This window comes from Ferrovibrio sp. (genome assembly GCF_036381655.1).
In the GTDB taxonomy this organism is placed as follows: Bacteria; Pseudomonadota; Alphaproteobacteria; order Ferrovibrionales; family Ferrovibrionaceae; genus Ferrovibrio.
In genome coordinates this window covers 1-24,057 of sequence record NZ_DASVCJ010000071.1, presented here as the reverse complement: position 1 = coordinate 24,057, position 24,057 = coordinate 1, and the positions used below count along the sequence as shown (strand labels likewise).

At 65.7% G+C, this 24,057-nt stretch carries 21 protein-coding genes; 17 read left to right on the top strand and 4 right to left on the bottom strand.

Annotation, left to right across the window (positions count from 1 at the left end; genetic code table 11):
- Window positions 1-18 precede the first annotated feature (18 nt).
- The 11 genes from mraY to lpxC all read left to right on the top strand — a co-directional run bounded on the left by mraY (window position 19) and on the right by lpxC (window position 13,193).
- Window positions 19-1,107 carry a phospho-N-acetylmuramoyl-pentapeptide-transferase gene (gene mraY / locus VF194_RS16335; RefSeq protein ID WP_330892258.1) on the top strand — a complete coding sequence of 363 codons (1,089 nt, stop codon included), beginning with the start codon at window positions 19-21 and terminating at the stop codon, window positions 1,105-1,107.
- A gap of 7 nt (window positions 1,108-1,114) precedes the next feature.
- A complete protein-coding gene (gene murD / locus VF194_RS16330) occupies window positions 1,115-2,503 on the top strand; it encodes a UDP-N-acetylmuramoyl-L-alanine--D-glutamate ligase (protein ID WP_330892257.1) in 1,389 nt (462 codons plus the stop codon).
- A complete protein-coding gene (gene ftsW / locus VF194_RS16325) occupies window positions 2,500-3,624 on the top strand; it encodes a putative lipid II flippase FtsW (RefSeq protein ID WP_330892256.1) in 1,125 nt (374 codons plus the stop codon). The genes murD and ftsW overlap by 4 nt, the downstream gene beginning before the upstream one ends.
- A complete protein-coding gene (gene murG, locus VF194_RS16320; RefSeq protein WP_330892255.1) occupies window positions 3,621-4,790 on the top strand; it encodes an undecaprenyldiphospho-muramoylpentapeptide beta-N-acetylglucosaminyltransferase in 1,170 nt (389 codons plus the stop codon). Before ftsW ends, murG begins: the two co-directional genes overlap by 4 nt.
- A complete protein-coding gene (murC, locus tag VF194_RS16315; RefSeq protein WP_330892254.1) occupies window positions 4,787-6,220 on the top strand; it encodes a UDP-N-acetylmuramate--L-alanine ligase in 1,434 nt (477 codons plus the stop codon). The genes murG and murC overlap by 4 nt, the downstream gene beginning before the upstream one ends.
- Window positions 6,217-7,152 carry a UDP-N-acetylmuramate dehydrogenase gene (murB, locus tag VF194_RS16310; RefSeq protein WP_330892253.1) on the top strand — a complete coding sequence of 312 codons (936 nt, stop codon included), beginning with the start codon at window positions 6,217-6,219 and terminating at the stop codon, window positions 7,150-7,152. The genes murC and murB overlap by 4 nt, the downstream gene beginning before the upstream one ends.
- The gene (locus tag VF194_RS16305) at window positions 7,145-8,062 is read left to right on the top strand and encodes a D-alanine--D-alanine ligase (protein ID WP_330892252.1); all 918 of its coding nucleotides are present in this window, start codon (window positions 7,145-7,147) and stop codon (window positions 8,060-8,062) included. Before murB ends, VF194_RS16305 begins: the two co-directional genes overlap by 8 nt.
- Window positions 8,050-8,979 (top strand): cell division protein FtsQ/DivIB, encoded by a 930-nt coding sequence (locus VF194_RS16300; protein WP_330892251.1) that lies wholly within the window; start codon window positions 8,050-8,052, stop codon window positions 8,977-8,979. Before VF194_RS16305 ends, VF194_RS16300 begins: the two co-directional genes overlap by 13 nt.
- Before the next feature lie 33 nt (window positions 8,980-9,012).
- Window positions 9,013-10,254, top strand: coding sequence for a cell division protein FtsA (gene ftsA, locus VF194_RS16295; protein WP_330892250.1), 1,242 nt, complete (start codon window positions 9,013-9,015; stop codon window positions 10,252-10,254).
- Window positions 10,255-10,364: 110 nt separating this feature from the next.
- Entirely contained in the window at window positions 10,365-12,074 is a 1,710-nt protein-coding gene (ftsZ, locus tag VF194_RS16290; RefSeq protein ID WP_330892249.1) for a cell division protein FtsZ, read from the top strand.
- 168 nt (window positions 12,075-12,242) lie between these two features.
- Window positions 12,243-13,193, top strand: a complete 951-nt coding sequence (lpxC, locus tag VF194_RS16285; protein WP_330892248.1) for a UDP-3-O-acyl-N-acetylglucosamine deacetylase — start codon at window positions 12,243-12,245, stop codon at window positions 13,191-13,193.
- Between the two features lie 127 nt (window positions 13,194-13,320).
- Here the strand turns inward: lpxC and VF194_RS16280 are convergent, their stop codons facing one another.
- A complete protein-coding gene (locus VF194_RS16280) occupies window positions 13,321-13,728 on the bottom strand; it encodes a helix-turn-helix transcriptional regulator (RefSeq protein WP_330892247.1) in 408 nt (135 codons plus the stop codon).
- A gap of 340 nt (window positions 13,729-14,068) precedes the next feature.
- On the opposite strand from VF194_RS16280, the gene VF194_RS16275 reads away from it, so the two are divergent.
- From VF194_RS16275 to VF194_RS16260, 4 genes are read left to right on the top strand one after another with little or no spacing between them, the layout of a single operon-like run.
- The gene (locus VF194_RS16275) at window positions 14,069-14,923 is read left to right on the top strand and encodes an outer membrane protein assembly factor BamD (protein WP_330892246.1); all 855 of its coding nucleotides are present in this window, start codon (window positions 14,069-14,071) and stop codon (window positions 14,921-14,923) included.
- A gap of 41 nt (window positions 14,924-14,964) precedes the next feature.
- Window positions 14,965-16,647: a DNA repair protein RecN gene (gene recN / locus VF194_RS16270; RefSeq protein WP_330892245.1), complete on the top strand. Its 1,683-nt coding sequence runs from the start codon at window positions 14,965-14,967 to the stop codon at window positions 16,645-16,647.
- On the top strand, window positions 16,648-18,768 hold the full coding sequence (gene ligA, locus VF194_RS16265; protein WP_330892244.1) for an NAD-dependent DNA ligase LigA: 2,121 nt from the start codon (window positions 16,648-16,650) through the stop codon (window positions 18,766-18,768).
- A 3-nt stretch (window positions 18,769-18,771) separates the two neighbouring features.
- On the top strand, window positions 18,772-19,461 hold the full coding sequence (locus VF194_RS16260; RefSeq protein WP_330892243.1) for a 3'-5' exonuclease: 690 nt from the start codon (window positions 18,772-18,774) through the stop codon (window positions 19,459-19,461).
- A gap of 4 nt (window positions 19,462-19,465) precedes the next feature.
- On the opposite strand, the gene VF194_RS16255 is transcribed toward VF194_RS16260, so the two are convergent.
- Complete coding sequence (locus tag VF194_RS16255; protein WP_330892242.1) at window positions 19,466-20,170, bottom strand: ribonuclease activity regulator RraA; 705 nt, start codon at window positions 20,168-20,170, stop codon at window positions 19,466-19,468.
- Between the two features lie 27 nt (window positions 20,171-20,197).
- On the bottom strand, window positions 20,198-22,186 hold the full coding sequence (locus tag VF194_RS16250; RefSeq protein WP_330892241.1) for an aminopeptidase P family protein: 1,989 nt from the start codon (window positions 22,184-22,186) through the stop codon (window positions 20,198-20,200).
- Window positions 22,187-22,381: 195 nt separating this feature from the next.
- On the opposite strand from VF194_RS16250, the gene VF194_RS16245 reads away from it, so the two are divergent.
- Both VF194_RS16245 and VF194_RS16240 read left to right on the top strand, forming a co-directional pair.
- Window positions 22,382-22,741, top strand: a complete 360-nt coding sequence (locus VF194_RS16245; RefSeq protein WP_330892240.1) for an RSP_7527 family protein — start codon at window positions 22,382-22,384, stop codon at window positions 22,739-22,741.
- Between the two features lie 191 nt (window positions 22,742-22,932).
- Window positions 22,933-23,154 (top strand): hypothetical protein, encoded by a 222-nt coding sequence (locus tag VF194_RS16240; protein WP_330892239.1) that lies wholly within the window; start codon window positions 22,933-22,935, stop codon window positions 23,152-23,154.
- Here the strand turns inward: VF194_RS16240 and VF194_RS16235 are convergent.
- A protein-coding gene (locus tag VF194_RS16235; RefSeq protein ID WP_330892238.1) for an IS630 family transposase occupies window positions 23,151-24,057 on the bottom strand; the annotation gives its coding sequence in 2 pieces (ribosomal slippage) (window positions 23,151-23,756 and window positions 23,758-24,057; 906 coding nt annotated over the 2 pieces). This gene is flagged as partial in the annotation. The two genes, VF194_RS16240 and VF194_RS16235, sit on opposite strands and share 4 nt — an antisense overlap.

Genomic DNA, 24,057 nt, shown 5'->3' with positions numbered 1-24,057 from the left:
GATAGGACACCCATAGGAATGCTCTACCTGCTGCTTTATCCGCTGGCCGACGATTTCACGGCCTTCAATCTGTTCCGGTATCTGACCTTCCGCACCGGTGGAGCAATCCTGACGGCGATGGTGCTGTCGTTCTGGATCGGCGAACCGCTGATCAAATGGCTGCGCGCCAAGCAGGGCAAGGGCCAGCCGATCCGCGATGACGGTCCGGAAGGCCACCTTTTGACCAAGCGCGGCACGCCGACCATGGGCGGTTTCCTCATTCTGCTCGGCATCGCCGCCGGCACATTGCTCTGGGCCGATCTTTCCAATCGCTACGTCTGGGTGGTGCTGCTGGTCACCTCCGGCTTCGGGCTGATCGGCTTTTATGACGATTACCTGAAGGTCACGAAGCAGAATCCGAAGGGCGTTCCCGGCAAGCTGAAGCTTGGGCTGCAGATCGTGATCGCAGGTATTGCCGCATTGTGGATCCGCGATATCGCGCTGCCGCCGCTCAATACCAGCCTGGCGGTGCCGTTCTTCAAGGAACTGCTGCTGGATCTCGGCTGGTTCATGCCCGCCTTCGCCACCTTCGTGATGATCGGCGCCTCCAATGCCGTCAATCTCACCGACGGCCTCGATGGCCTGGCCATCGTGCCGGTGATGATCGCCGCCGCCAGCTTCGGCCTGATCACCTATCTGGTCGGCAACACCGTCTTCGCCAATTACCTGCAGATCCATTATGTGGCCGGCGCCGGCGAGCTTGCCGTCTTCTGCGGCGCCCTGGTCGGCGCGGGCATCGGCTTCCTGTGGTTCAACGCGCCGCCGGCGACGGTCTTCATGGGCGACACCGGATCGCTCAGTCTGGGCGGTGCGCTCGGCACCATCAGCGTTATCGTCAAGCATGAGCTGGTGCTCGCCATCATCGGCGGCCTGTTCGTGCTGGAAACCGTGTCGGTCATGGTGCAGGTCGCTTCGTTCAAGCTGACCGGCAAGCGGGTCTTCCGCATGGCGCCGCTGCACCATCATTTCGAGAAGAAGGGCTGGAAGGAGCCGACCATCGTGATCCGCTTCTGGATCATCGCCGTGATCCTGGCGCTGGCCGGCCTTTCCACCCTGAAGCTGCGGTGAGGCGGGCATGATCGCGCTCTCCCATACCGGCGGACAGGCCTGGGCGGTATTCGGCCTTGCGCGCAGCGGCCTGGCTACGGCGCAGGCGCTGACGGCTGGCGGTGCCCTGGTGCGCCCATGGGACGACAACGAGGCCGCCCGCATGGCCGCCGAGGTGGCCGGCCTGCAGACCATGCCGCTGTATGATGCCACGCTGGCCGGCTGCGCCGGCCTGGCGCTGGCGCCCGGCGTGCCGCTGACGCATCCGGCGCCGCATGATGTTGTCGCCGCTGCCCGCCGGGTCGGCATTCCGGTCATCGGCGATATCGAATTGCTGATTCGCGAGCTGCATCCGGTCATCTACGGCGTGACCGGCACCAACGGGAAATCCACGACGACGGCTCTGCTGGCGCATATTCTGACTGCCGCCGGCCGCAAGATCGCTCTCGGCGGCAATATCGGCACCCCGGTGCTGGGGCTGCCGCGGCTTGCGCCTGGCGATGGCGCCTATGTGCTGGAGATGTCGTCCTATCAGCTCGACCTCACGCCCAGCCTGCATGCGCGGATCGCCATTGTGCTGAACATCACCCCCGATCATCTCGACCGCCACGGCACGCTGGAGAATTATGCGGCGATCAAGGCGCGCATCTTCGCCGGCCAGGGGGAGGGCGATACGGCGGTGATCGGCGTCGATGACGAGCATTGCCGCGCCATTCATGCCCAACTAACGGCCGAGAAAGGCGGCCGCAGGATCGTCGCCGTGTCCATCGACCGCGTCCTTGATCGCGGCGTCAGCGCCGTCGACGGCATGCTTTACGAGGATGGCAAGGCGGTCTTCGCGCTCGATTTCCCCGCGCTGCCCGGCGCCCATAATGGCCAGAACATCGCGGCGGCTTTCGCTGCGGCGCGGGCAGCGGGGCTGGACGGCCCCGCGATCCGCGCCGGCATTGCCGGCTTCCCCGGCCTGCGGCATCGGCTGCAGCGGGTCGGCAGCATCGACGGCATCCCCTGCATCAACGATTCCAAGGCGACCAATGCCGAATCCGCCGCCAAGGCGCTGGCTTCCTTCGACGCGATCTACTGGATCGCCGGCGGCAAGCCGAAAACCGGAGGCATCGAGGGGTTGCGGCCGTTCTTTTCCCGCATCCGCCATGCCAGCCTGATCGGCGAGGCTGCGGCCGGTTTCGCCGAGACGCTGGGCGATGCCGTGCCGCACGCTCTCTGCGGTACGCTGGACAAGGCGCTCGACGACGCCCTGGCGGCCGCCAAGCGGGACAAAGCCGCGGACGGCGTCATCCTGCTGTCGCCGGCCTGCGCGTCTTTCGATCAATTCAAGAGCTTCGAGCATCGCGGCGACGAGTTCATCCGCCTGGTAACGCAGCGTGGCGGCCAGATGCTGACGGGAGAGGCGGCATGATGACCTTCTCGCGCACCGATACCTCCGTTCTCGGCCGCTGGTGGTGGACCGTCGACCGCTGGCTGCTGATCGCGATTGCCGTCCTTATAGCGGTCGGCACGGTGCTGACGCTGGCCGCTTCGCCGGCGGTGGCGACCCGCATCGGATACAGCAGCTTCCATTTCGTGCAGCGCCAGCTGCTCTTCCTGGCCCCGGCGCTGCTGATCATGATCGCGGCCTCGCTGCTGGATCCCGTCGGCGTGCGGCGCGTTTCGGTCATCATCTTTGCCGGTTCGATGCTGGGCGTCGTGCTGACTTTCTTCATGGGCGCGGAGGTCAAGGGCGCGCATCGCTGGATTTCTCTCGGCGGCCTGTCGATACAGCCGTCCGAATTCGTCAAGCCGGCTTTCGCCGTCGTCGCGGCCTGGCTGTTCGCCGAATGGCGCAAGGGGAGGGGCTTCCCCGGCTGGGCGATCTCGACGGTGCTGTGCCTGATCGTCGTCGGCCTGCTGCTGATGCAGCCCGATGTCGGCATGTCGATCGTCATTGTCGCGGTCTGGCTGGCGCAGTTCTTCATCGCTGGCCTGCCGATCGTGCTGGCGCTCGGCCTCGGCGCCATCGGCCTGGTCGGCATTTTCGGCGCCTATCTGATCCTGCCGCATGTCGCCAGCCGCATCGACAGCTTCCTCGACCCGGCCAACAAGGCGAATTACCAGATCGAGCGGGCGATGGATGCTTTCGCCGCCGGCGGCATCTGGGGCCGCGGCCCGGGCGACGGCGCGGTCAAGAATGTGCTGCCCGACGCCCATACCGACTTCATCTTCGCCGTGGCCGGCGAGGAATTCGGTCTGTTCGCCTGCCTGTTCATCGTCGGCATCTTCGCCTTCATCGTGTTGCGCTGCTTCTCGCGGCTGATGACCGAGAACAACCTTTTCGTGCTGCTTGCCGCGGCCGGCCTCACCACGCAGTTCGGCCTGCAGGCGGTGATCAATATCGGCGTCAATCTGCATCTCCTGCCGACCAAAGGCATGACCCTGCCGTTCATCTCCTATGGCGGCTCGTCGCTGATGGCGCTCGCCTTGTCCATGGGCATGCTGCTGGGGCTGACGCGCTGGCGGCCCGATCACGGAGTGGTGCGATGAGCGCCATCCTGGCGAACGATCATCCGATCCTGCTGGCCGCCGGCGGCACCGGCGGGCATGTCTTCCCGGCCGAAGCCTTGGCCGGCGAATTGCTGCGCCGCGGCCACCGCGTCGGCCTGGTCACCGACAATCGCGGCAAGGGCTTCGGCCAGAATTTGCCGGAGCTGCCGCTCTATCGCATCCCGTCCGGCACGCCGAGCGGCCGCTCGGTCGCCGGAAAGCTGCTGTCGATCGTCGAGATCGTCCGTGGTGTCGTTGCCGCCTGGGCGTTGCTGTCGCTGACCAAGCCCGCTGCCGTAGTCGGCTTCGGCGGCTATCCGGCGTTGCCGTTGCTGCTGGCCGCGCGCCTGAAACGCGTGCCGATCCTGATCCACGAGCAGAATGCCGTGCTCGGCCGTGTCAATCGCCTGGTCGCCAGGCGTGTTGATCGCATCGCGACGTCTTTTCCGGTGACGCGGTTCCTGCCGAAGGCGACGCCGGTGACGGTGACGGGCAATCCGGTGCGCCCGGCAATTCTCGCCGCCGCCGATGTGCCATACAATATGCCGGAGCAGGCGATTCGCATTCTTGTCATGGGTGGCAGTCAGGGAGCCCGTGTGCTGTCGGATGTGGTGCCTGCGGCTCTGGCCGCCTTGCCGGCCGAATTGAAGAAGCGCCTCAAGGTGCAGCAGCAATGCCGCCCCGAGGATCTGGAGCGTGTGCGCGCCGCCTATGCCGAGGCCGGCATCGCCGCCGAAACCGCGACTTTCTTCAGTGACGTGGCGGAGCGGCTGGCTGCGGCGCATCTGGTGGTCAGCCGCTCCGGCGCCAGCAGCACGGCGGAGATCGCGGTCATCGGCCGTCCGGCCCTGCTGGTGCCGTATGCCTACGCCACCGACGATCACCAGACCGACAACGCGCAGGCACTGGCGCAGGGCGGCGGCGCCGAGGTGATCGCGCAGGATAAGTTCACCGTGCAGCGTGCCGCGGCGGCATTCGAGGATCTGCTGACGGATTCCACGCGGCTGGCGGCCATGGCGACGGCGGCGCGCAGCGTCGGCCGGCCGCTGGCAGCGCAGGCTCTGGCGGATCTTGTGGAGAAATTGATCGTCGAACGTCGGCGCGCCGCGGCAGTGGCGGGCAGCCGGGCATCCGACGCTCACATCATGAAGAGGACTGCGGCATGAGGGCTTTGCCGCTCGATATCGGGATCATTCACTTCGTCGGCATCGGCGGCATCGGCATGTCCGGTATCGCCGAGGTCATGCACAATCTCGGCTACCAGGTGCAGGGCTCCGATCTGACGGCGAACTACAACGTCAATCGCTTGCGCGACCTCGGCATCAAGGTTTTCGAGGGTCACCGCGAGGAGAATATCGTCGACGCCGAGGTTCTGGTCGTCTCGTCTGCGGTTAAGGCAGACAACCCGGAAGTGAAGGCTGCCCGCGCCCGCCTCATTCCGGTGGTGCGCCGCGCCGAGATGCTGGGCGAGCTGATGCGGCTGAAATGGGCCATCGCCATCGCCGGCACGCATGGCAAGACCACGACGACCTCGCTGGTTGCGGCATTGCTCGAGGCGGCCGGGATGGACCCGACGGTGATCAATGGCGGCATCATCAATGCCTACGGCACCAATGCCCGGCTCGGCGCCGGCGAATGGATGGTGGTCGAAGCGGACGAAAGCGACGGCACCTTCCTGAAACTGCCGGCGACGATTGCGGTGGTCACCAACATCGACCCCGAGCATCTCGATTTCTACGGCAGCTTCGACAAGGTCCGCGAAGGCTTCAAGCAGTTCGTCGAGAATATCCCGTTTTACGGCTTTGCCGCGCTATGCATCGACCATCCGGAAGTGCAGGCGATGATCGGCCGCATCACCGACCGGCGCGTGGTTACCTACGGCTTCTCGCCGCAGGCCGATATCCGCGCGGTCAATGTCGAGTTCGACAACCGCGGCGCCCATTACGACATTCAGATCACCGACCGCGTCCATGGCGAGAGCGGAACCATCGCCGGCGTCGATCTGCCGATGTTCGGCCGGCATAACGTGCAGAATTCCCTGGTCGTTGCGGCGATCGCCCGCGAGATGGGCTTCGATGGCGACGTGGTGCGCCGGGCCCTGGGCGGCTTCAAGGGCGTGAAGCGCCGCTTCACCATCACCGGCGAAGCCAACGGCATTACCGTGGTCGACGATTACGGCCATCATCCGGTGGAGATTTCCGCCGTCCTGGCCGCGGCCCGGCTTGCCATCGGGGGCCAGCCGGGGGCGAAGGTGGTCGCGGTGGTCCAGCCGCATCGCTATAGCCGCCTGCGCGACCTGTTCGAGGATTTCTGCACCTGCTTCAACGATGCCGATACGGTGATCGTCGCCGACGTCTATGCCGCCGGCGAGTCTCCCATCGAGGGCGTGCATCGCGATGCGCTGGTCGAAGGTCTGCGCAATCGCGGCCACCGCCATGTCCTGCCGCTGACCGGGCCGGAGCGGCTGGCCGCGATGATCAAGGCGGAGGCCGCGCCGGGCGATCTCGTCGTCTGCCTTGGCGCCGGCAGCATCACGACCTGGGCGAATGCCCTGCCGGGCGAGTTGCAGGCCCTGTTCGCGAAGGGGCGGGCATGATGGCAGAGCAGATCCGTCAGGACGATCTGCTGGCGCGGCTGCCTGCCGTGCGCGGTCGCCTGACGGCGCAAGCGGCCCTGGCCGACATCACCTGGTTCCGCGTCGGCGGCCCGGCCGAGGCGATGTTCCGGCCTGCCGACCGCGACGATTTGATCGCCTTCCTCAAATCCAAGCCGGCCGATGTGCCGGTTACGGTGCTCGGCGTCGGCTCCAACACGCTGGTGCGTGACGGCGGCGTGCCGGGCGTGGTCATCCGGCTAGGGCGCGAATTCGTCGGTATCGAGGCGGATGGCGAAGAGGTCGAAGCCGGCGCCGGTGCGCTCGATGTCAATGTCGCCACCGTGGCACAGCAGGCCGGCATTGCCGGTCTGGAATTCCTGCGCGGCATTCCCGGCACCGTCGGGGGCGGCCTGCGCATGAATGCCGGTGCGTATGGCCGCGAGTTCAAGGACGTCCTTGTCTGGGCCGAGGCCCTGGATCCGTCCGGCAACCTGCATCGCCTGTCGTTGGCCGACATGAAGTTCGGCTACCGCCATTGCGGCGTGCCGGAGAACTGGATTTTCCTCGCCGCCCGTCTGCGGGGGGAGAAGGGCGATCCGGCTCTGATCAAGCAGCGCATGGCCGAGATCCAGGCCGCCCGCGAAGGCAGCCAGCCGATCCGCTCGCGTACCGGCGGCTCCACCTTCGCCAACCCCGAAGGCCACAAGGCCTGGCAGTTGATCGACGCCGCCGGTTGCAGGGGGCTTGTCGTCGGCGACGCCCAGGTTTCCGAGCAGCATTGCAATTTCCTGATCAACCGCGGCAGCGCCACCGCCACCGATCTGGAGACCTTGGGCGAGACCGTGCGCGAGCGCGTCAAGGCGCAAAGCGGCATCGCGTTGCGCTGGGAGATCAAGCGCATCGGCAAGCCGAGGGATGGCGCGCATGACTGAGCGGCATGTCGCGGTTCTGATGGGCGGCTGGTCGTCCGAGCGCGAAGTGTCGCTGACCTCGGGCCGCGCCTGCGCCAGGGCGCTGCGCGAGGAAGGCTTCACGGTGACCGAAATCGATGTCGGGCGCGATCTCGGCAGCCAGCTCGAGAAGATCAAGCCGGATGTCGCCTTCAACGCCCTGCATGGGCCATACGGCGAGGACGGCACGGTGCAGGGCCTGCTCGAGATCATGGGCATCCCGTATACGCATTCCGGCGTGCTGGCCTCCGCGCTCGCCATGAACAAGCCGATGGCCAAGTCGGTCTGGCAGACACACGGCCTGCCGATGGCGGAAGGCCGGGTGGTGCACCGCTCGGCGTTTTCCGCCGGCCCGGTCATGCCGCATCCCTACGTGATCAAGCCGCTCAACGAGGGCTCTTCGGTCGGCGTGCACATCGTTTTCGCCGGCGACAACTACCAGCCGCAGGACGACGCCACCTGGCATTTCGGCGAGCACGTGCTGGTCGAGCGCTACATTCCCGGCCGCGAAATCCAGATAGCGGTCATGGGCGATCAGGTGCTGGGCGCGATCGAGATTCGCGCCCATGGCCGCTTCTATGATTACGAAGCCAAATACACCGACGGCAAGGCGACGCATCTGATGCCGGCGCCGATCCATCAGCAGGTTTACGAAGCGATCTGCGCCGAGGCTTTGAAGGCCCATCAAGTGCTGGGCTGCCGCGGCGTGACGCGCTCCGACTGGCGTTATGACGACAGCGCCGGCGAGCCGGGGCGCTTCTATCTGCTGGAGATCAACACCCAGCCGGGCATGACGCCGCTGTCGCTGGTGCCCGAGATCGCCGCGCATCGCGGCATCTCGTTCAACCGCCTCGTGCGTTGGATGGTGGAGGACGCCTCATGCGCTCGCTAGTCGTGCTGCCGGAAGACCGTCCCTGCGCGCCTTGTGCGCCATCCTTGCCGCCGCAGCGGCCCAAAGGCTATTGCCGGCCGCTGCCGCCAGCCCGCAAGCGGCCGCCTTCGGTGCTTTGGCGCCGGTTCCGGATCGGCATGGCGCTGGCGGGCATGGCCGGCCTCGCCGGCGCGGGCGCCTATGCCTGGTTCCGCACCGACCTTCCGGCGCAGGTGAGCCTGCTGACGCAAAACCTGCTGGGCGAGGCGGGCGCCGAAGTCGACCTGAAAGTGAACGACGTCAACCTGACCGGCCGGGTGAACACGCCGCTGAAGGCCCTGGTATCGGCCGTCGGCGTCGAGCGCGGCGATCCCATCCTGTCGCTCGATCTCGATGCCGTGCGCAGGCGGGTCGAGGCCATCGGCTGGGTGAAACAGGCGACGGTATGGCGTCAGCTGCCCGATACGCTGCATATCGAGATCGTCGAACGCCAGCCTTTCGCACGCTGGCAGATCGACGGCCGCATCTACCTGATCGATCAGGAAGGCCGCGTACTGGAAGAGGACGATCGGCCGGAATTTGCCCATCTGCTGCTGCTGGTCGGCGCGGGGGCTTCGGACAGGGCGCATGACCTGATGGCGATGCTGCAGACCGATCCCGTTCTGGCCAGGCGCGTGGTGAATGCGGTGCGCGTACGCGGCCGGCGCTGGGACATCCAGTTCGACAACGGCGTCGTCGCGCGCCTGCCGGAGGAAAACCCCGAACAGGCCTGGGCCCGGCTGATCGCCTTGGAACAGAAGGAAGGCCTGCTGCGCCGCGATATTCAACTGGTCGATCTGCGGCTGGAAGACCGTCTGATCGTACGGCTCAACCCGGAGGCCGAGCCGCCGACGCCCGTCGCGGCGCCGGCGAAGAAGCCTTCGGGCAAACGGACATGACACAACACGGCCAAGACGAGGGGAAGTGACGCTATGGCTGTTTCGCGCAATGGATTGATAGCGACCTTGGATGTCGGCTCGTCCAAGGTCTGCTGCTTCATCGCCCGCGCCGATGGTGGAACCCTGCGCGTGATCGGCATCGGTCACCAGCTTTCGCGGGGCCTGCGCAATGGCAACGTGATCGATATGGACGCGGCCGAACAGTCGATCCGGGCGGCGGTGGAGACAGCCGAGCGGATGTGCGGCGAGACCATCCGCGACGTTTTCGTCAGCGTCAACACCGGCGCCCCCCAGTCGCAGACGGTGGGCGTCGAGGTCGCGATCGACGGCCATGAGGTGACGGAACATGATGTCGGCCTGGTGCTCGACCATGGCCGGCGCCATGAGCATCCCAGCGACCGCGAAATCATCCATTCGATCCCGGTCGGCTATACGATCGACGGCTCGCGCGGCATCAAGGATCCGCGCGGCATGGCCTGCGAGCGGCTGGGCGTCAACATGCATGTCATCACCGCCGGCTCAGGTCCGCTGCGCAACCTGTCCACCTGCGTCGCCCGGGGCCATCTGCGCATTGCCGGCCGGGTCGTGGCGCCGTTCGCCTCCGGCCTGGCCTGCCTGGTCGAGGACGAGATGGACCTCGGCGTCACGCTGATCGACATGGGCGGCGGCACGACCAGCCTGGCCGTCTTCTATGATGGGCAGCTCATCCACGTGGATATGGTTCCGCTTGGCGGCAGCCACATCACCAACGACATCGCCCGCGGCCTTTCCACCCCGCTGGCCCATGCCGAGCGGCTGAAGACGCTGTACGGCACCGTCCTGCCGAGCCCGTCGGACGACAATGAAACCATCGACGTGCCGCAGGTCGGCGAGACCGACGATCACGCGCATCACCAGGTGCCCCGCTCGATCCTGACCGGCATCATCAAGCCCCGAGTCGAAGAGACCCTGGAACAGGTCCGCGAGCACCTGATGCAGTCCGGGCTGGAGAAACTTGCCGGGCGCCGCGTCGTGCTGACCGGCGGCGCCAGTCAACTGCAGGGCGTGCGCGAGCTTGCCGCCCGCATCCTCGACAAGCAGGTCCGTCTGGGCCGCCCGATCCGTGTGGGCGGCCTGGCCGAGGCAACCGGCGGGCCGGCCTTTTCGGCCTGCGCCGGTCTTCTCTCGTATGCGCAGCAACAGGCGGCTGAACGAACCATCCGCCTGCCCGAACCGGAGCCGACACCGAGCGGTGCGTTTTCGCGAATCGGGCGCTGGCTGCGCACCAACTTTTGATCGCGTGGCAAAGACATGATCGAAAAGCTCAGCATCCACGCGGTTTTTGCAACGTCGCTTGCATCACGGCGCGACTTTGGTCATTGCAACGGTTAACCCTGGAGGAGAACATGGGTATCAATCTCAGCATGCCGACCACGCGGGAACTAAAGCCCCGTATCGTCGTCTTCGGCGTTGGCGGCGCCGGCGGCAACGCGGTCAACAATATGATCAACGCCCAGCTCGAAGGCGTGGAATTCGTTGCCGCCAACACTGACGCGCAGGCGCTCAACATGTCGCTCACCGAGCGGCGCATCCAGCTCGGCGTTTCGCTCACGCAGGGCCTGGGCTGCGGCGCCAAGCCGGATGTCGGCCGGGCGGCGGCGGAAGAATCGATCGACCAGATCGTCGAGCACATGCAGAGCTGCCACATGGCCTTCGTCGCGGCCGGCATGGGCGGCGGCACCGGCACGGGGGCGGCCCCCGTGATCGCCCGCGCGGCCAAGGAGATGGGCATCCTGACGGTCGGCGTGGTGACCAAGCCGTTCTCGTTCGAGGGCAGCCAGCGCATGAAGCTGGCCGAGGCCGGCATCCGCGAGCTGCAGCAGTATGTCGACACCCTGATCATCATCCCGAACCAGAACCTGTTCCGGGTGGCGAACGAGAAGACGACCTTCGCCGATGCCTTCAAGATGGCCGACAATGTGCTGCAGTCGGGCGTGCGCGGCATCACCGACCTGATGGTCATGCCCGGCCTGATCAATCTCGACTTCGCCGATGTCCGCTCGGTGATGAGCGAGATGGGCAAGGCGATGATGGGCACCGGCGAGGCCGATGGCGAGCATCGCGCCATCGAGGCCGCCGAGCGCGCCATCGCCAACCCGCTGCTGGACGATATCTCGATGAAGGGCGCCCGCGGCGTTCTCATCAACATCACCGGCGGGCCCGACCTCACTCTGTTCGAGGTGGATGAAGCCGCCAACCGTATCCGCGAAGAGGTGGATCCGGAGGCCAATATCATCGTCGGCTCGACGCTGGATGCGAATATGGAAGGCCGTATGCGGGTTTCCGTCGTTGCCACCGGCATCGATGCGGCCGCTCAGATGGAGCCGAAGCCGCAGGCCACGCCGTCGCTGCGTCTGGTCACGCCGCCGCAGGCCAAGCCGATCAGCTTCGGCGGCGCGGCCAAACCCGCCGCCCAGGGCGGCGGCCAGGCGGCTGCGATGAGCCAGCCGGCGCCGCAGCCGGCCATGGCTGCCGCGCCCGCGCCGACCGTCGCCCAGGTGGCGGTTGCGCTCCAGTCCGCCCCCGAGGCGAGCCCGCAGCCTGCCGACATGCCGGTCACGGCGGCGCAGGCCGAGCCGGCGGTTGCTGCCGCTCCGCTGGCGGAGGCGCAGCCGCAAGCGCCGGCACGGCCTTTCGCCACCGCGGCTCAGATGGCTTCCGAGGCGGCGGCGCCGCATTTCATGCCGACCCGGGCCCAGCCGATCCCGGCCCGTCCGGCCGAGACGCTGCGCCAGCCGGATGCGTTTGCCGAAGCCGACATGGTGAATCGGCCGGCCGAGCCGAAGAAGAAGGCGAGCCTGTTCGACCGCATCACCGGCGCGGCCCGCAGCCGCCTGGCCGAGCCGGACGCGCAGCCGGTAATGCGCCAGGCCGAGCCGCAATTCTCCCGGCCGGCGATGCCGGCGCCGGCTGCCGTTGCGCGTCCGGCCGAGGCCCAGCCGGCATCGCGTCAGACCGATCTCGGCCTGGCGCCGGCGGCCGAGCGCAGCCCGCAAAGCCGGCCCCAGGATGACCTGCTCGACATCCCGGCCTTCCTGCGGCGGCAAGCCAATTGAACATGGAAAAAGGGCTGTAGATCAGTGAGTTAAATCCAGTCCGAGACGTTACAGTTCGTAACACAGAGTGATTTGTTGTTGCCGGGGGTGGTTGCTACAACCATTCCCGGTTTTCTTTTTTGGCGGTCGCTCCGATTCGCCAATCGCGTCAGGGAGTTCCGAGTGGTCATGGCTGGCAAGATTGCGCAGAAGACACTCAAGAACCGCATCAAGTGTTCTGGCATCGGCCTGCATAGCGGGGCGAAGGTTCACCTTGTCCTGCATCCTGCCGCTCCGGATACCGGCGTGGTGTTTCGCCGCATCGATCTGCCGGGCCAGCCGCTGGTGCGCACCCGTTTCGATCAGGTCAGCGATCTGCGCATGTGCACCACTGTGTCGGCCGGCGAGGGCGTCACCATTGCCACGGTCGAACATCTCATGGCGGCTTTGTCGGGCATGGGCGTCGACAACGTGCTGATCGACATCGACGGCCCGGAAGTGCCGGTGATGGACGGCTCGTCCGCGCCTTTCGTCTTCCTGATCGAATGCGCCGACCTGATCGAGCAGGTGGCGCCGCGCCGCTACCTGAAGATTCTCAAGCCGGTCGAGGTGCGCGACGGCGCGGCCAGCGCCGCCCTGGTTCCGGGCGATGGTTTCGTCATCGACTTCGAGATCGAGTTCGCCAATCAGATGATCGGCCGTCAGGCCGCCAGCTTCGAGCTGCAGCCGGGCCGTTTCAAGTCCGATATCGCCAGGGCGCGGACCTTCGGTTTCGTGCAGGAAGTCGAGCAGTTGCGCGCTCTGGGGTTGGCCCGCGGCGGTTCGCTGGAAAACGCCGTCGTGCTGGGCCATGACCGAATCCTGAATGACGATGGCTTGCGGTACGACGATGAATTCGTCCGCCACAAGATTCTGGATGCGCTGGGGGATTTGTATCTGGCGGGCGGTCCGATCATCGGCCGCTACGAGGGGCGCCGGTCAGGGCATGCCTTGAACAATCGGCTGCTCAAGACGCTGTTCGCCGATCAGAATGCCTATGCCTGGGTGACGCATGCGAAAGCCCGCGAAGTCCAGCCGTCGTCGCAGGCTGCCGATCTCGGCCTGCGGCTGCATTCGGCGGTCGCCGAGGCATCGCTGTAAATCGGCTTGGCCAAAGATAACTCGGCCAAAGACAACCAGGTCATCAAAGATAAAAAGCCCCGCTCGCAAAGCGGGGCTTTTTCTTGTTCGGAACGGTCTGCCGGCTTGAGGCCGGCAATCCCAGGAATCAGTCGCCAGTCGCGCTGACTGCCGCTTCTTCCTCTTCCTTGTAACGGCTGGCAATGCTCTTGATCAGGCCGGCGACGGCGGACCGGATGGTGGTGTCCTCGATATCGCTGAAATTGCGGACCAATTCGATGGTCGAGCGGTTCTTGCCGCCATGCTCAAGCGGTTTGCTTTCCAGCTTGGTCTCGAGGCCTTCGAAGAAGAAGGCCATGTCGACCTGCAGGCGTTGAGCGATTTCGAACAGCCGGCCAGCGCTGACGCGATTGGCGCCGGTCTCGTACTTCTGTACTTGCTGGTAGGAAATCTTCAGCGAGTTCGCCAGTTCTTCCTGAGTCAAGCCCAGTTCGGTACGGCGGGTGCGGATACGCTCACCCACATATTCATCGACGCGCGTTGCGATCTTACCCATCGGCGGCACCTCTTGGTCATGCTCTACATTCGCCCGTTGCGACCCGATTGGGATCGGATCTGCCCGTTTCGGACCGTTCCCGCACTCGTGACGCGGGATTAACCATTCCTTGGAACCGTCCAACTCGGGAGGCGGATACCTCTAATAGGCGAATTCGGCGGGGACGAAAATCGTTCAGAAGTATAGGTCGGACCCGCAATTCGAAGATTATCTACCGCTTGCGGCCGAGTCGCAATATTCTGTACCGGATCGGCCGGATTTCCGGTGATTTTGGGTAATAAATAGGCAAGTCCCTCGGCCAGCTTGATTTTGGCCGGGCCCCATGCGACAGAATTCGACCATGCGGACGCGTTATGGATCGGATTCATCCCGGGCTTTTTCCTGGGCTCGGCGGAGCGCCCTGGGGCTGCTCCTTGGGGTAGTGCTGGCCGCCTGCAGCAGTAATAAAGAGCCGGCCTATGTCGAGCGCCCGGTCGAGGAGCTTTATAACCGTGCGATGGATGCCATCGCCGCCGGCAATTGGGACGCCGCGGCGGCCGGCTTCGACGAGGTCGAGCGGCAGCATCCCTATTCGGTATGGGCCACCAAGGCCGAGCTGATGGCAGCCTATGCCTATTACCAGAAAAACAAATACACCGAAGCGATCTCCGCCGCCCAACGCTTCATCCAGCTCCATCCCGGCAATAAGGATACGGCCTACGCCTATTATCTGGTAGCGGTCTGCTATTACGAGCAGATCACTGATGTCGGTCGCGATCAGAAGATCACCCAGCAGGCGCTGAACGCGCTGGAAGAGGTGGTCCGCCGTTATCCCGCCAGCGAATATGCGCGCGATGCGCGGCTGAAGATCGATCTCACCAACGATCATCTCGCCGGCAAGGAGATGGCGATCGGCCGCTACTATTTGCGCCAGGGCCAATACATTGCCGCCATCAACCGCTTCAAGACGGTGATCGAGAAGTACCAGACCACGACGCATGTGCCCGAGGCGCTGCATAGGCTGGCCGAGGCGTACATGTCGCTCGGCGTCGTCGACGAGGCGCAGAACGTCGCCGCAGTGCTCGGATACAACTATCCGGGCAGCGAGTGGTATGTCGACACATACACGTTGGTGACCGGCGAAAAGGTGCCGACGGCCAGGGCCGATAGCGGTTCTACCTCCTGGTTCGACCGGGCCTGGAATTCCATTTTCTGAGCGCATGCCGCGCCGCGCCCGGCCATGCAGAAGAGCTTGCGATGCTGACCGGCCTGAGCGTTCGTGATATCGTCCTGATCGAGCGGCTCGACCTGGAATGCGGGCCCGGACTTGGCGTCCTGACCGGCGAAACCGGCGCCGGCAAATCGATCCTGCTCGATGCTCTCGGACTGGCGCTCGGCCGCCGTGCCGATGCCGGGCTGGTGCGCCTCGGTGCCAGCCAGGGCGTCGTCACCGCCACTTTCGATCTGCCGCCGAAGCATCCGGCCCGCGCCATCCTCTCCGAGCAGGGTTTTGAAGACACCGATGAGCTGGTGCTGCGGCGTATTCTCGGCCAGGACGGCAAAAGCCGGGCTTTCGTCAACGATCAGGCCGTCAGCGTGTCCCTGCTGCGGCGCCTGGGCGATACTCTGGTCGAAATCCATGGCCAGAATGACGAGCAGGGCCTGACCGATGCGACGATCCATCGCGCCTTGCTCGACGATTATGCCGGCCTGGAAAAGGACGTAGCCGGTCTGCGCGATGCCTATCAGGCGATGCGGGATGCCGAAAAAGCCCTGGCCGAGGCGGAAGAGACGGCAGCGCAGGCCCGGCGCGAGGAGGATTTCCTGCGCCACGTCGTCGCGGAACTGGAAGAATTGAAGCCGCAGCCGGGCGAGGAACAGGAACTGGCACGCCAGCGCAGCCTGCTGCAGGCCGGCGAGAAGCTGCTAACGGCGATGCAGGAAGCGCAAAGCGCGCTGGAGCAGGGCGGCGGTGTCGATGCTCGGCTGCGCGCCTGCCTGCGCGCACTGGAGCGCGTCGCCGACAAAGCAGAGGGCAAGCTCGACGCACTGATCGCGCAGGCCGATCAGGTTTTGTTGCAGGCCGGGGAATTGTCTGCCGCGCTCGATGCCACGGCGCGCGATCTGGATCTCGATCCGCAGCGGCTGGAGAAGGTCGAAGAGCGGCTATTTGCGCTTCGCGCTGCGGCTCGCAAGCACAACGTATCCGTCGACGATCTGGCGCCCTTGGCCGAACGCTATGCGGCAAAGCTGGCGCTGATCGACGATCAGACGGCAGGCCTGGGCAGATTGCAAAAGGCCGCGGCCGCGGCGAAAGCGGCTTATCAGGCGAAGGCGGAAGCGATCTCGGCGGCGCGACGCAAGGCGGCAGCCAAGCTCGACAAGGCGGTGGCGGCCGAGCTGGCGCCGCTCAAGCTCGGCGCGGCGAAATTCGCCACCTCCGTCGAGGCTCTGCCGCCGGAACAATGGTCGGCCGAAGGGGCCGACCGCGTGCAGTTCCTTGCCAGCACCAATCAGGGCACGGCGCCGGGAAGCCTGGCCAAGATCGCTTCGGGCGGCGAACTCAGCCGTTTCATGCTGGCCCTGCGCGTGGTGCTGGCCGGCCGTGGCTCGGCCTGCACATTGATCTTCGACGAGGTCGATCGCGGCGTCGGCGGCGCCACGGCGGCGGCAGTCGGCGAGCGCCTGGCGCGCCTGGCGGGCCGCGTGCAGGTGCTGGTCGTCACGCATTCTCCGCAGGTGGCGGCCAAGGGCGGGCAGCACTGGCGGATTGCCAAGCGCGAAGCGGGATCGGCGAAGAACAAGGTCACTTTGACCGAGGTCGCGCCGCTGGCCGCCGACGATCGCCGCGAAGAGATCGCCCGCATGCTGGCCGGCGCCACGATCACCGACGCCGCCCGCGCCGCTGCCGACAGCCTGCTGGCCGGACAGGAGGCATAGATGGCTGCGAAGACACCGAGCCGGCAGCGGGAAAAGCCGGTGGCCGAACTCGGTCCGCGCCAGGCCAAGCTGGAGCATGCGCGTCTCGAGCAGGAGATTGCCGGGCACGACAGACGCTATTACCAGCAGGATGCGCCAACCGTTTCGGATGCCGAATACGATGCATTGAAGCGGCGTCTGCTGGAACTGGAGGCGAAGTTTCCCGATCTTGCCACGCCGGAGGGCGTTTCCGCCCAGGTCGGGGCTGCGCCGGTGCCCGGCTTTGCGAAGGTGCGGCATGTCAAGCCGATGCTCTCGCTGGACAATGCCTTCGAGGCGGCGGACGTGGCCGAATTCCTCGGGCGCATTCGGCGCTTTCTGAACCTGAAGACCGATGCCGAGCTGACCATGATCGCCGAGCCGAAGATCGACGGCTTGTCGGCTTCGTTGCGCTACGAGAATGGCGAACTGGTGCAGGCGGCAACCCGCGGCGACGGTCAGGAAGGCGAGGATGTCACCGCCAATATCAGGACGCTGCGCCATGACGTGCCGCATAAGCTGCACGGCCAGGGCTGGCCCAAGGTGCTGGAGGTGCGTGGCGAGGTCTACATGACGCGCGCCGACTTCCTGGCCTTGAACGAGGCGCAGGAGAAGGCCGGCGCAAAGATCTTCGCCAATCCGCGCAACGCCGCAGCCGGCAGCCTGCGCCAGCTCGATCCCTCGGTGACGGCGAAGCGGCCCTTGCGCTTTTTCGGGTATGCCTGGGGCGATGTGTCCGAGCCGCTTGGCCATAGCCTGCAGGAAGCGCGCAAGAAGCTGGCCGAATGGGGCTTCACCTTGAACAAGCCGGTCAGGGTCTGCCACAGCCTGGACGACCTGCTGGCCTATTACCGCGATGCCGCAGCGGAGCGGGCCACGCTGCCATTCGACATCGACGGCGTGGTCTACAAGGTCGACCGCCTCGACTGGCAGGATCGGCTCGGCTTCATCAGCCGTTCGCCGCGCTGGGCGATCGCGCATAAATTCCCGGCCGAGCAGGCGCAGACGATCCTGGAGAATATCGATGTCCAGGTCGGCCGGACCGGGGCGCTCACGCCGGTGGCTAAACTCAGGCCGGTCAATGTCGGCGGCGTGGTCGTTGCCAATGCCACGCTGCATAACGAGGACGAGATCAAGCGCAAGGATGTGCGCGTCGGCGATACCGTGATCATCCAGCGCGCCGGCGACGTCATTCCGCAGGTGGTCGGTGTCGTGCTGGAGCGGCGCCCGGCCGATGCGCAACCGTTCAAGTTTCCCACCACCTGTCCGGTTTGCGGGGCGCCGGCGGAACGCGAAGTGGACCCGAAATCGGGCGCCGCGGATGTGGTGCGGCGCTGCACCGGCAGCGTGACCTGCCCGGCGCAGGTCGTCGAGGGCCTGCGCCACTTCGTCGCGCGCTCGGCCTTCGATATCGACGGCCTAGGCGAGAAGCAGATCGCCGCCTTCTATGAATGGGGCTGGCTGAAGGAACCTGCCGACGTTTTCCGCCTGCACAGGCATGCCGATACGCTGCGCAAGAAAGACGGCTACGGCGAGACGTCGGTCAATAATCTCATGCGCGCCATCGAACAGCGCCGCAGGATCGGGTTCGACCGCTTTCTGCATGCCCTCGGCATCCGCCATGTCGGGCAGGAACGTGCCCGCCTTGTCGCAATGCATTACTCCACCCCGCAAGCCTGGCTGGAGGCGATGGATGCCGCCAAGGGCCGGCAAGGCGATGCCTGGCAGGATCTCAACAGCATCGACAAAATGGGCGACGTGGTGGCCGGCGCGATTGTCGATTTCGCCACTGGACGGCATAGCCGGGCGGTGATCGAGCATCTCCTGAGTGAGCTGACCGAGGTGGTGCCGCCGGCGCGGCCGGCGGCGGACTCGCCAGTCGCGGGCAAGACGGTCGTCTTCACCGGCACGCTGGAACGGATGACGCGCGATGAGGCCAAGGCGCGTGCGTTGTCGTTGGGGGCCAAGGTGGCCGGATCAGTGTCGAAAAAGACCGATTACGTGATTGCGGGCCCGGGAGCCGGCTCGAAACTGGCGGAAGCGCAGAAACACGGCGTCACCGTGCTCAGCGAAGACGACTGGCTCAAGCTGATCGGCGGCTGAGTCGTGCAGACCCGAATCTGTATCCCCGAGGTCGGGGCGGTTGCCGGCGCCAGCGCGATTGCACTCGATTTCGAAACCGCCAGCGCAAATCCCGGCAGCATCTGCGCCATCGGCCTCGCCTGGATCAGGGGCCAGGAAGTGACGCATGTCGCGCATCGGCTGGTAAAGCCGCATGACATGTACTTCAATCCCTGGAATGTCGCCATCCACGGCCTCGGTCCGCGCGACGTGGAAGACGAGCCGGAATTCCCGGCAATCTGGGACGAGCTGCTGCCGCATCTCGAAGCCGTGCCGCTGCTGCTCGCACATAACGCGCCGTTCGACATCGGCGTGCTGCGCCGCGCGCTCGCGCATTACCGCTTGCCGGTGCCGTCCTTATCCTTTCTCTGCACCGTGAAGATCGCCCGCGCCGCCTGGCCGGACCTGACGGACCACAAGCTTTCCACCGTTGCGGCGCATATCGGCATCGCCCTGCGGCACCATGAAGCCGACAGCGACGCCGCGGCCTGCGCCGGCATCGCCATTCGCGCCACGCAGGAAGCGGGCGTGTTGAGTCTTGCCGATGCGCTGCCGCGCTGGAGCATCCAGGCCGGCCGGCTGGAGCGGGATCATTACGAGCCTTGTGCGACACTATCCGATCGCGCCGCACAGCGGCGGCGTCAGCGCATCCCGGCTTGGCTGCGGCGGATTTAACCTGTTACGACCCCTTCTTCATCTCGGCTTCGTAGCGGGCCTTGGTCTCGGCATTGGGCGGATAGAGGCCGGGCAGGGCAGCGCCCTTTTCGACCTCGCCCATGATCCAGGTTTCAAGCCTTTCCTGCTCGACGGCGGCCGCCGTGACATCGGCGACGAGCGCCTTCGGAATCAGCACGGCGCCGTCCCTGTCCAGCACGATGACGTCGTCGGGATAGACCGCAACGCCGCCGCAGCCGATCGGCTCCTGCCAGCCGACGAAAGTGAGGCCGGCGACGCTGGGCGGCGCGGCCACCCCGTCGCACCAGACCGGCAGGCCCGTCTCGATCACGCCGGTGCCGTCGCGCACCACGCCATCCGTCACCAGCGCCGCGACATTGCGCTTCTTCATGCGGGCGCAGAGGATGTCGCCGAAGATTCCGGCGTCGGTAATGCCCATCGCGTCGACCACGGCGATGCAGCCGGCCGGCATGTCCTCGATGGCGCCGCGGGTGGAGCGCGGCGAGGACCAGCTTTCCGGCGTCGCCAGGTCTTCCCGCGCGGGTACGAAGCGCAGGGTGAAGGCCGGGCCGACGATACGCTTGTCCTGCAGGACCAGCGGTTTCGGGCCTTTCATCCAGGTTTTGCGCAGGCCCTTCTTCAGCAGAACCGTCGTCAGCGTCGCGGTGGACACCAGCTCAAGCGCCGACTTGATGCGTTCGTCGATCATGTTGTCCTCTGATCCGGCCCGTATGGATTATGCACCGAGCGGTGCGGTTGCCTGTTTCAACCAGTTTCTCGTCTCGTCGTCTACCAGCGGCGCGATGTCCAGCCATACCAGAGCATGGTAGGCGTCGATCCAGGCGACCTCCTGCGGCGTAAGCAAGGTGAGATCGATCAAGCGGCGATCGATCGGCGCGCGTGTCAGCGTCTCGAAACCAAGCCAGCGCTTGCCGCTCTCCGCTTTGTCGGTTTCGACGCGGACGGCGACGAGATTTTCGATCCGGATGCCGTATGCGCCGGTTTTGTAATAGCCCGGCTCGTTCGAGATGATCATGCCGGGCCTCAGCGGGACTGCGCTGCCCAGCTTGCCGATCCGCTGCGGGCCCTCATGCACGCCGAGATAGCTGCCGACGCCATGCCCGGTGCCGTGATCGTAATCGAGCCCGATCTCCCAGAGGTGATGGCGCGCCAGGGTATCGAGCTGCTGGCCGGTGGTGCCGTCGGGGAAGCGCACCGTGGCCAAAGCGATATGGCCCTTCAGCACGCGGGTGAAACGGTCGCGCATTTCCTCACTGGGTTCGCCGATCGCCACCGTACGGGTGATGTCGGTCGTGCCGTCCGGATACTGGCCGCCCGAATCGACCAGATAGAGGTTGCCGGGCTCGAGCTTGCGGTTGGTGGCCGGCGAGACCCGGTAATGCACCACGGCGCCATTGGGGCCGGCGCCCGAGATGGTGGGGAAGGAGAGGTCGCGCAGCTCGTTGGCAAGCTGGCGGAAGCTCTGCAGCTTCGCCGCCGCCGTCAGTTCGTCAATGCCGCCCTGGGCCGCCTCTTTGTCCAGCCAGGCGAGGAAGCGCACCATGGCGGCGCCATCGCGGCGGTGGGCGGCGCGGCTGCCGTCCAGTTCGGCGGCGGTCTTGCAGGCTTTGGGCAAAAGGCACGGATCTTCGGCGCGCACCAGCTTGGCACCGGCCCGTTCCAGCCGCTGCAGCACATAAACGCCGGTCGTGGCCGGATCGACCTGTACCATCTTCGCCGCCGCGCCCAGGGCATCGAGCGCCGCCGGGAACTCCTTGGGCTCATGCAGCCGCACATCGCCCAGATGCGCGCGCACCGTCGCGTCGAGCTTGCGGCCGTCGATATAGAGATCGACCCCGCCATCCGCGCTCAGCACCGCCATGGCGAGCGGCAGCGGGGTATGCGGCACATCGGAGCCGCGGATATTGAGCAGCCAGGCGATCGACTCGGGCAGGGTCAGGATGACCGCATCGATGCTGCGCGCCCGCAAGGCTGCGGCGATGTCGCCGCGCTTGGCCGCCGAACTGCGCCCGGCGAGGGCCTTGTCCTGGATATGCACCGGCCCGAGCGGGGGCGGCGGCTGATCGGCCCAGACGGCGTCGATCGGATTGTCCTCGCTCGCCACCAGCTCGGCGCCGACCACCTTGCAGGCGGCGGCAAAGCCCTTGACGCCGTCTTCGGTATGCAGCCAGGGATCGTAAGCCAGCCGGTCTCCCGCCTTCAGCGCCGTTTTCAGCCAGTCGGTCGGCGGCTCCTCCGTGATGTGATGCCGCTCGAACAGGGCGCCGTCGACCTGCTGCGCCAGTTGCAGGGTATAGCGGCCGTCGCTCCAGATCGCCGCCCGCTCGCGGGTCACGATCGCAAGGCCGGCCGAACCGGTGAAGCCGGTCAGCCAGGCCAGGCGCTGGGCGCGCAGCGGCACATATTCGCACTGATACTCGTCGGTCAGCGGCACGATCAGGCCGGCCAAGCCGCGCTTGGCCAGCTCCTGGCGCAGCGCCGCGAGCCGGCCGGCAACGGCCGCGCGATCTTCCAGGGTCGCGGTAAAATGTTCGGCCAGATCGGCGATGATCTTTTCGATCTTGCTGCGCGGCACCGGCAAAGTGGCGGGCAGGAGGCTCAGGCCCGGAAAGCGGCCCAGAATGCTGGGGGCGGCGGCGACACCAAGCAAGTGATCCCCGAGACCGGGAGGCAGGGCGGCGAGGTCGGGCTGGTGCAGGGTCATCCGATAACCTGTTGCTGGATCATCATAATATGTGAGGTAGGCGCTCTGTCATCCATGGCCAGATATGCATTTAATGCAATGCTGCATAAGCAAAGAAATCATAGATAAGTTATTGTTTTTTCAAGGGTGCAGTGCAATATTCCTCCCGTGGCTGAGATGCATAGAGAAGCCCGGCCAAGAGATATGGAGACTACCATGACGACCCTGCGCAACAAGATCGCTTTTGCCTTCCCGGCCAACCAGACGCCGATGAGCGTCGCTGAGATCGAGGCTCAGGCGCGTCGCCTCCGCGCCGAAGCCTTCGCCGCCGTGATCTTTGCCGGCTGGACCCTTCTGAAGGGCGTCGGCGCCCGCATCAAGGCTTATCTGGAGCAGCAGCGCGCGCTGGATGAACTGAACGCTCTCGACGACCAGATGCTGCGGGATATCGGCCTGAGCCGCTCGCAGATCCCGGCCGCCGTGGCCGGCCTGATCGAGCGTCCGGTGCTCACCCCGGTGAACGAGAACGCCGCCAATACCAAGGTCGTCCGGCTGGTGCCGCGCGAAGCGGCGTAAGCCTAAAGCCTTCCTCCCCATCGGCGCCGGACTGTTCCGCCCCGTCCTCTCCCCCTCCCCCTGAAGGGGCGGGCAGCCCGGCGACCGAGACGGTAAGAAAACGCGGCCCCCAGGGCCGCGTTTTTTATTATCTCCATTGCGGGCGTCAGCCATTCACTATGCGCATGGCCGGGCCGGAGAAGGCCGGATTCATGGCCGCCAATGGGCTCGGAGCGGGCCTCCGGCAGAAAAATGGGCAAGCGGGTTATTTTTTCTACATATCTGATTTTGTTGTGGATTTTCTGAAAATCAGGCTTGCCAATCTATTTGTGCAGCGCAATATGTATGACAGTCATGCTGACGTAATTCAAAGAGGCTGGCATGACGGAGGAACACCCGGGGCGGCTGATCCAACTAGACCGGAATCCCGTTAGATCGAAGCATAGCCAGCGTTCCTGAGATAGTTTGCGCATTCCTGTGGCGGGAAGCGGTCCAGCAGGCTTCCGATACGTTGCCATGTTGCCTCGACACTGCGTTCAGCTGCCTTTCGGAGCAGGCTTTTGAGCTTGGAGAAGACCTGCTCGATGGGGTTGAGGTCGGGGCTGTAGGGCGGCAGGAAGAAGAGCTTTGCGCCGGCTGCCCGGATGGCTTTGCGGACCGCGGCACTCTTGTGGCTGCCGAGATTGTCGAGGACCACGATGTCGCCTGGCTTGAGCGTCGGCACCAGGCATTGCTCGACATAGGCCCGGAAGCGCTCGCCGTTGATCGGCCCGTCGAAGACATAGGGGGCGTCGATGCGGTCTGAGCGCAGGGCGGCCAGGAAGGTCATGGTCCGCCAGTGGCCATGCGGCACCCGGCCGATCAGGCGCTGGCCCTTGGCGCAGCGGCCATGGCTGCGGGTCATGTTGGTCTTGGCCCAGGTCTCGTCGATGAAGACCAGGCGGGCCGGATCGATCTTGTTCTGATGCCGCTTCCAGCGCTCCCGGCGCCGGGCGACGTCAGGCCGCTCTTGCTCGCTGGCGCGCAGGCTTTTTTTTGAAGCGGATACCCTCAGCCTTGAGAAACCGCCAAACTGACCCGTAGCTGCCCCGCTTGCCCGCCGCACGCAACTCGTCCACCAAATCCTGCAGCGTGATGTCAGATTTCTCGGCAATCCGTCCCAGCACCCAATCCCGCTCTGCCAGCAGCAGCAGCGGTCGCGTGTTGCCCATCCGCTTGGCCGCCGGACTGCCGGTGGCGCGGTAGCGCTGCGACCACTTCACCACACTCGCCACGCTTACCCCGAAGGTTGCCGCCACCTTGCGGCAGGTCTCCCCAGCGGCAACCCGGGCCACTAC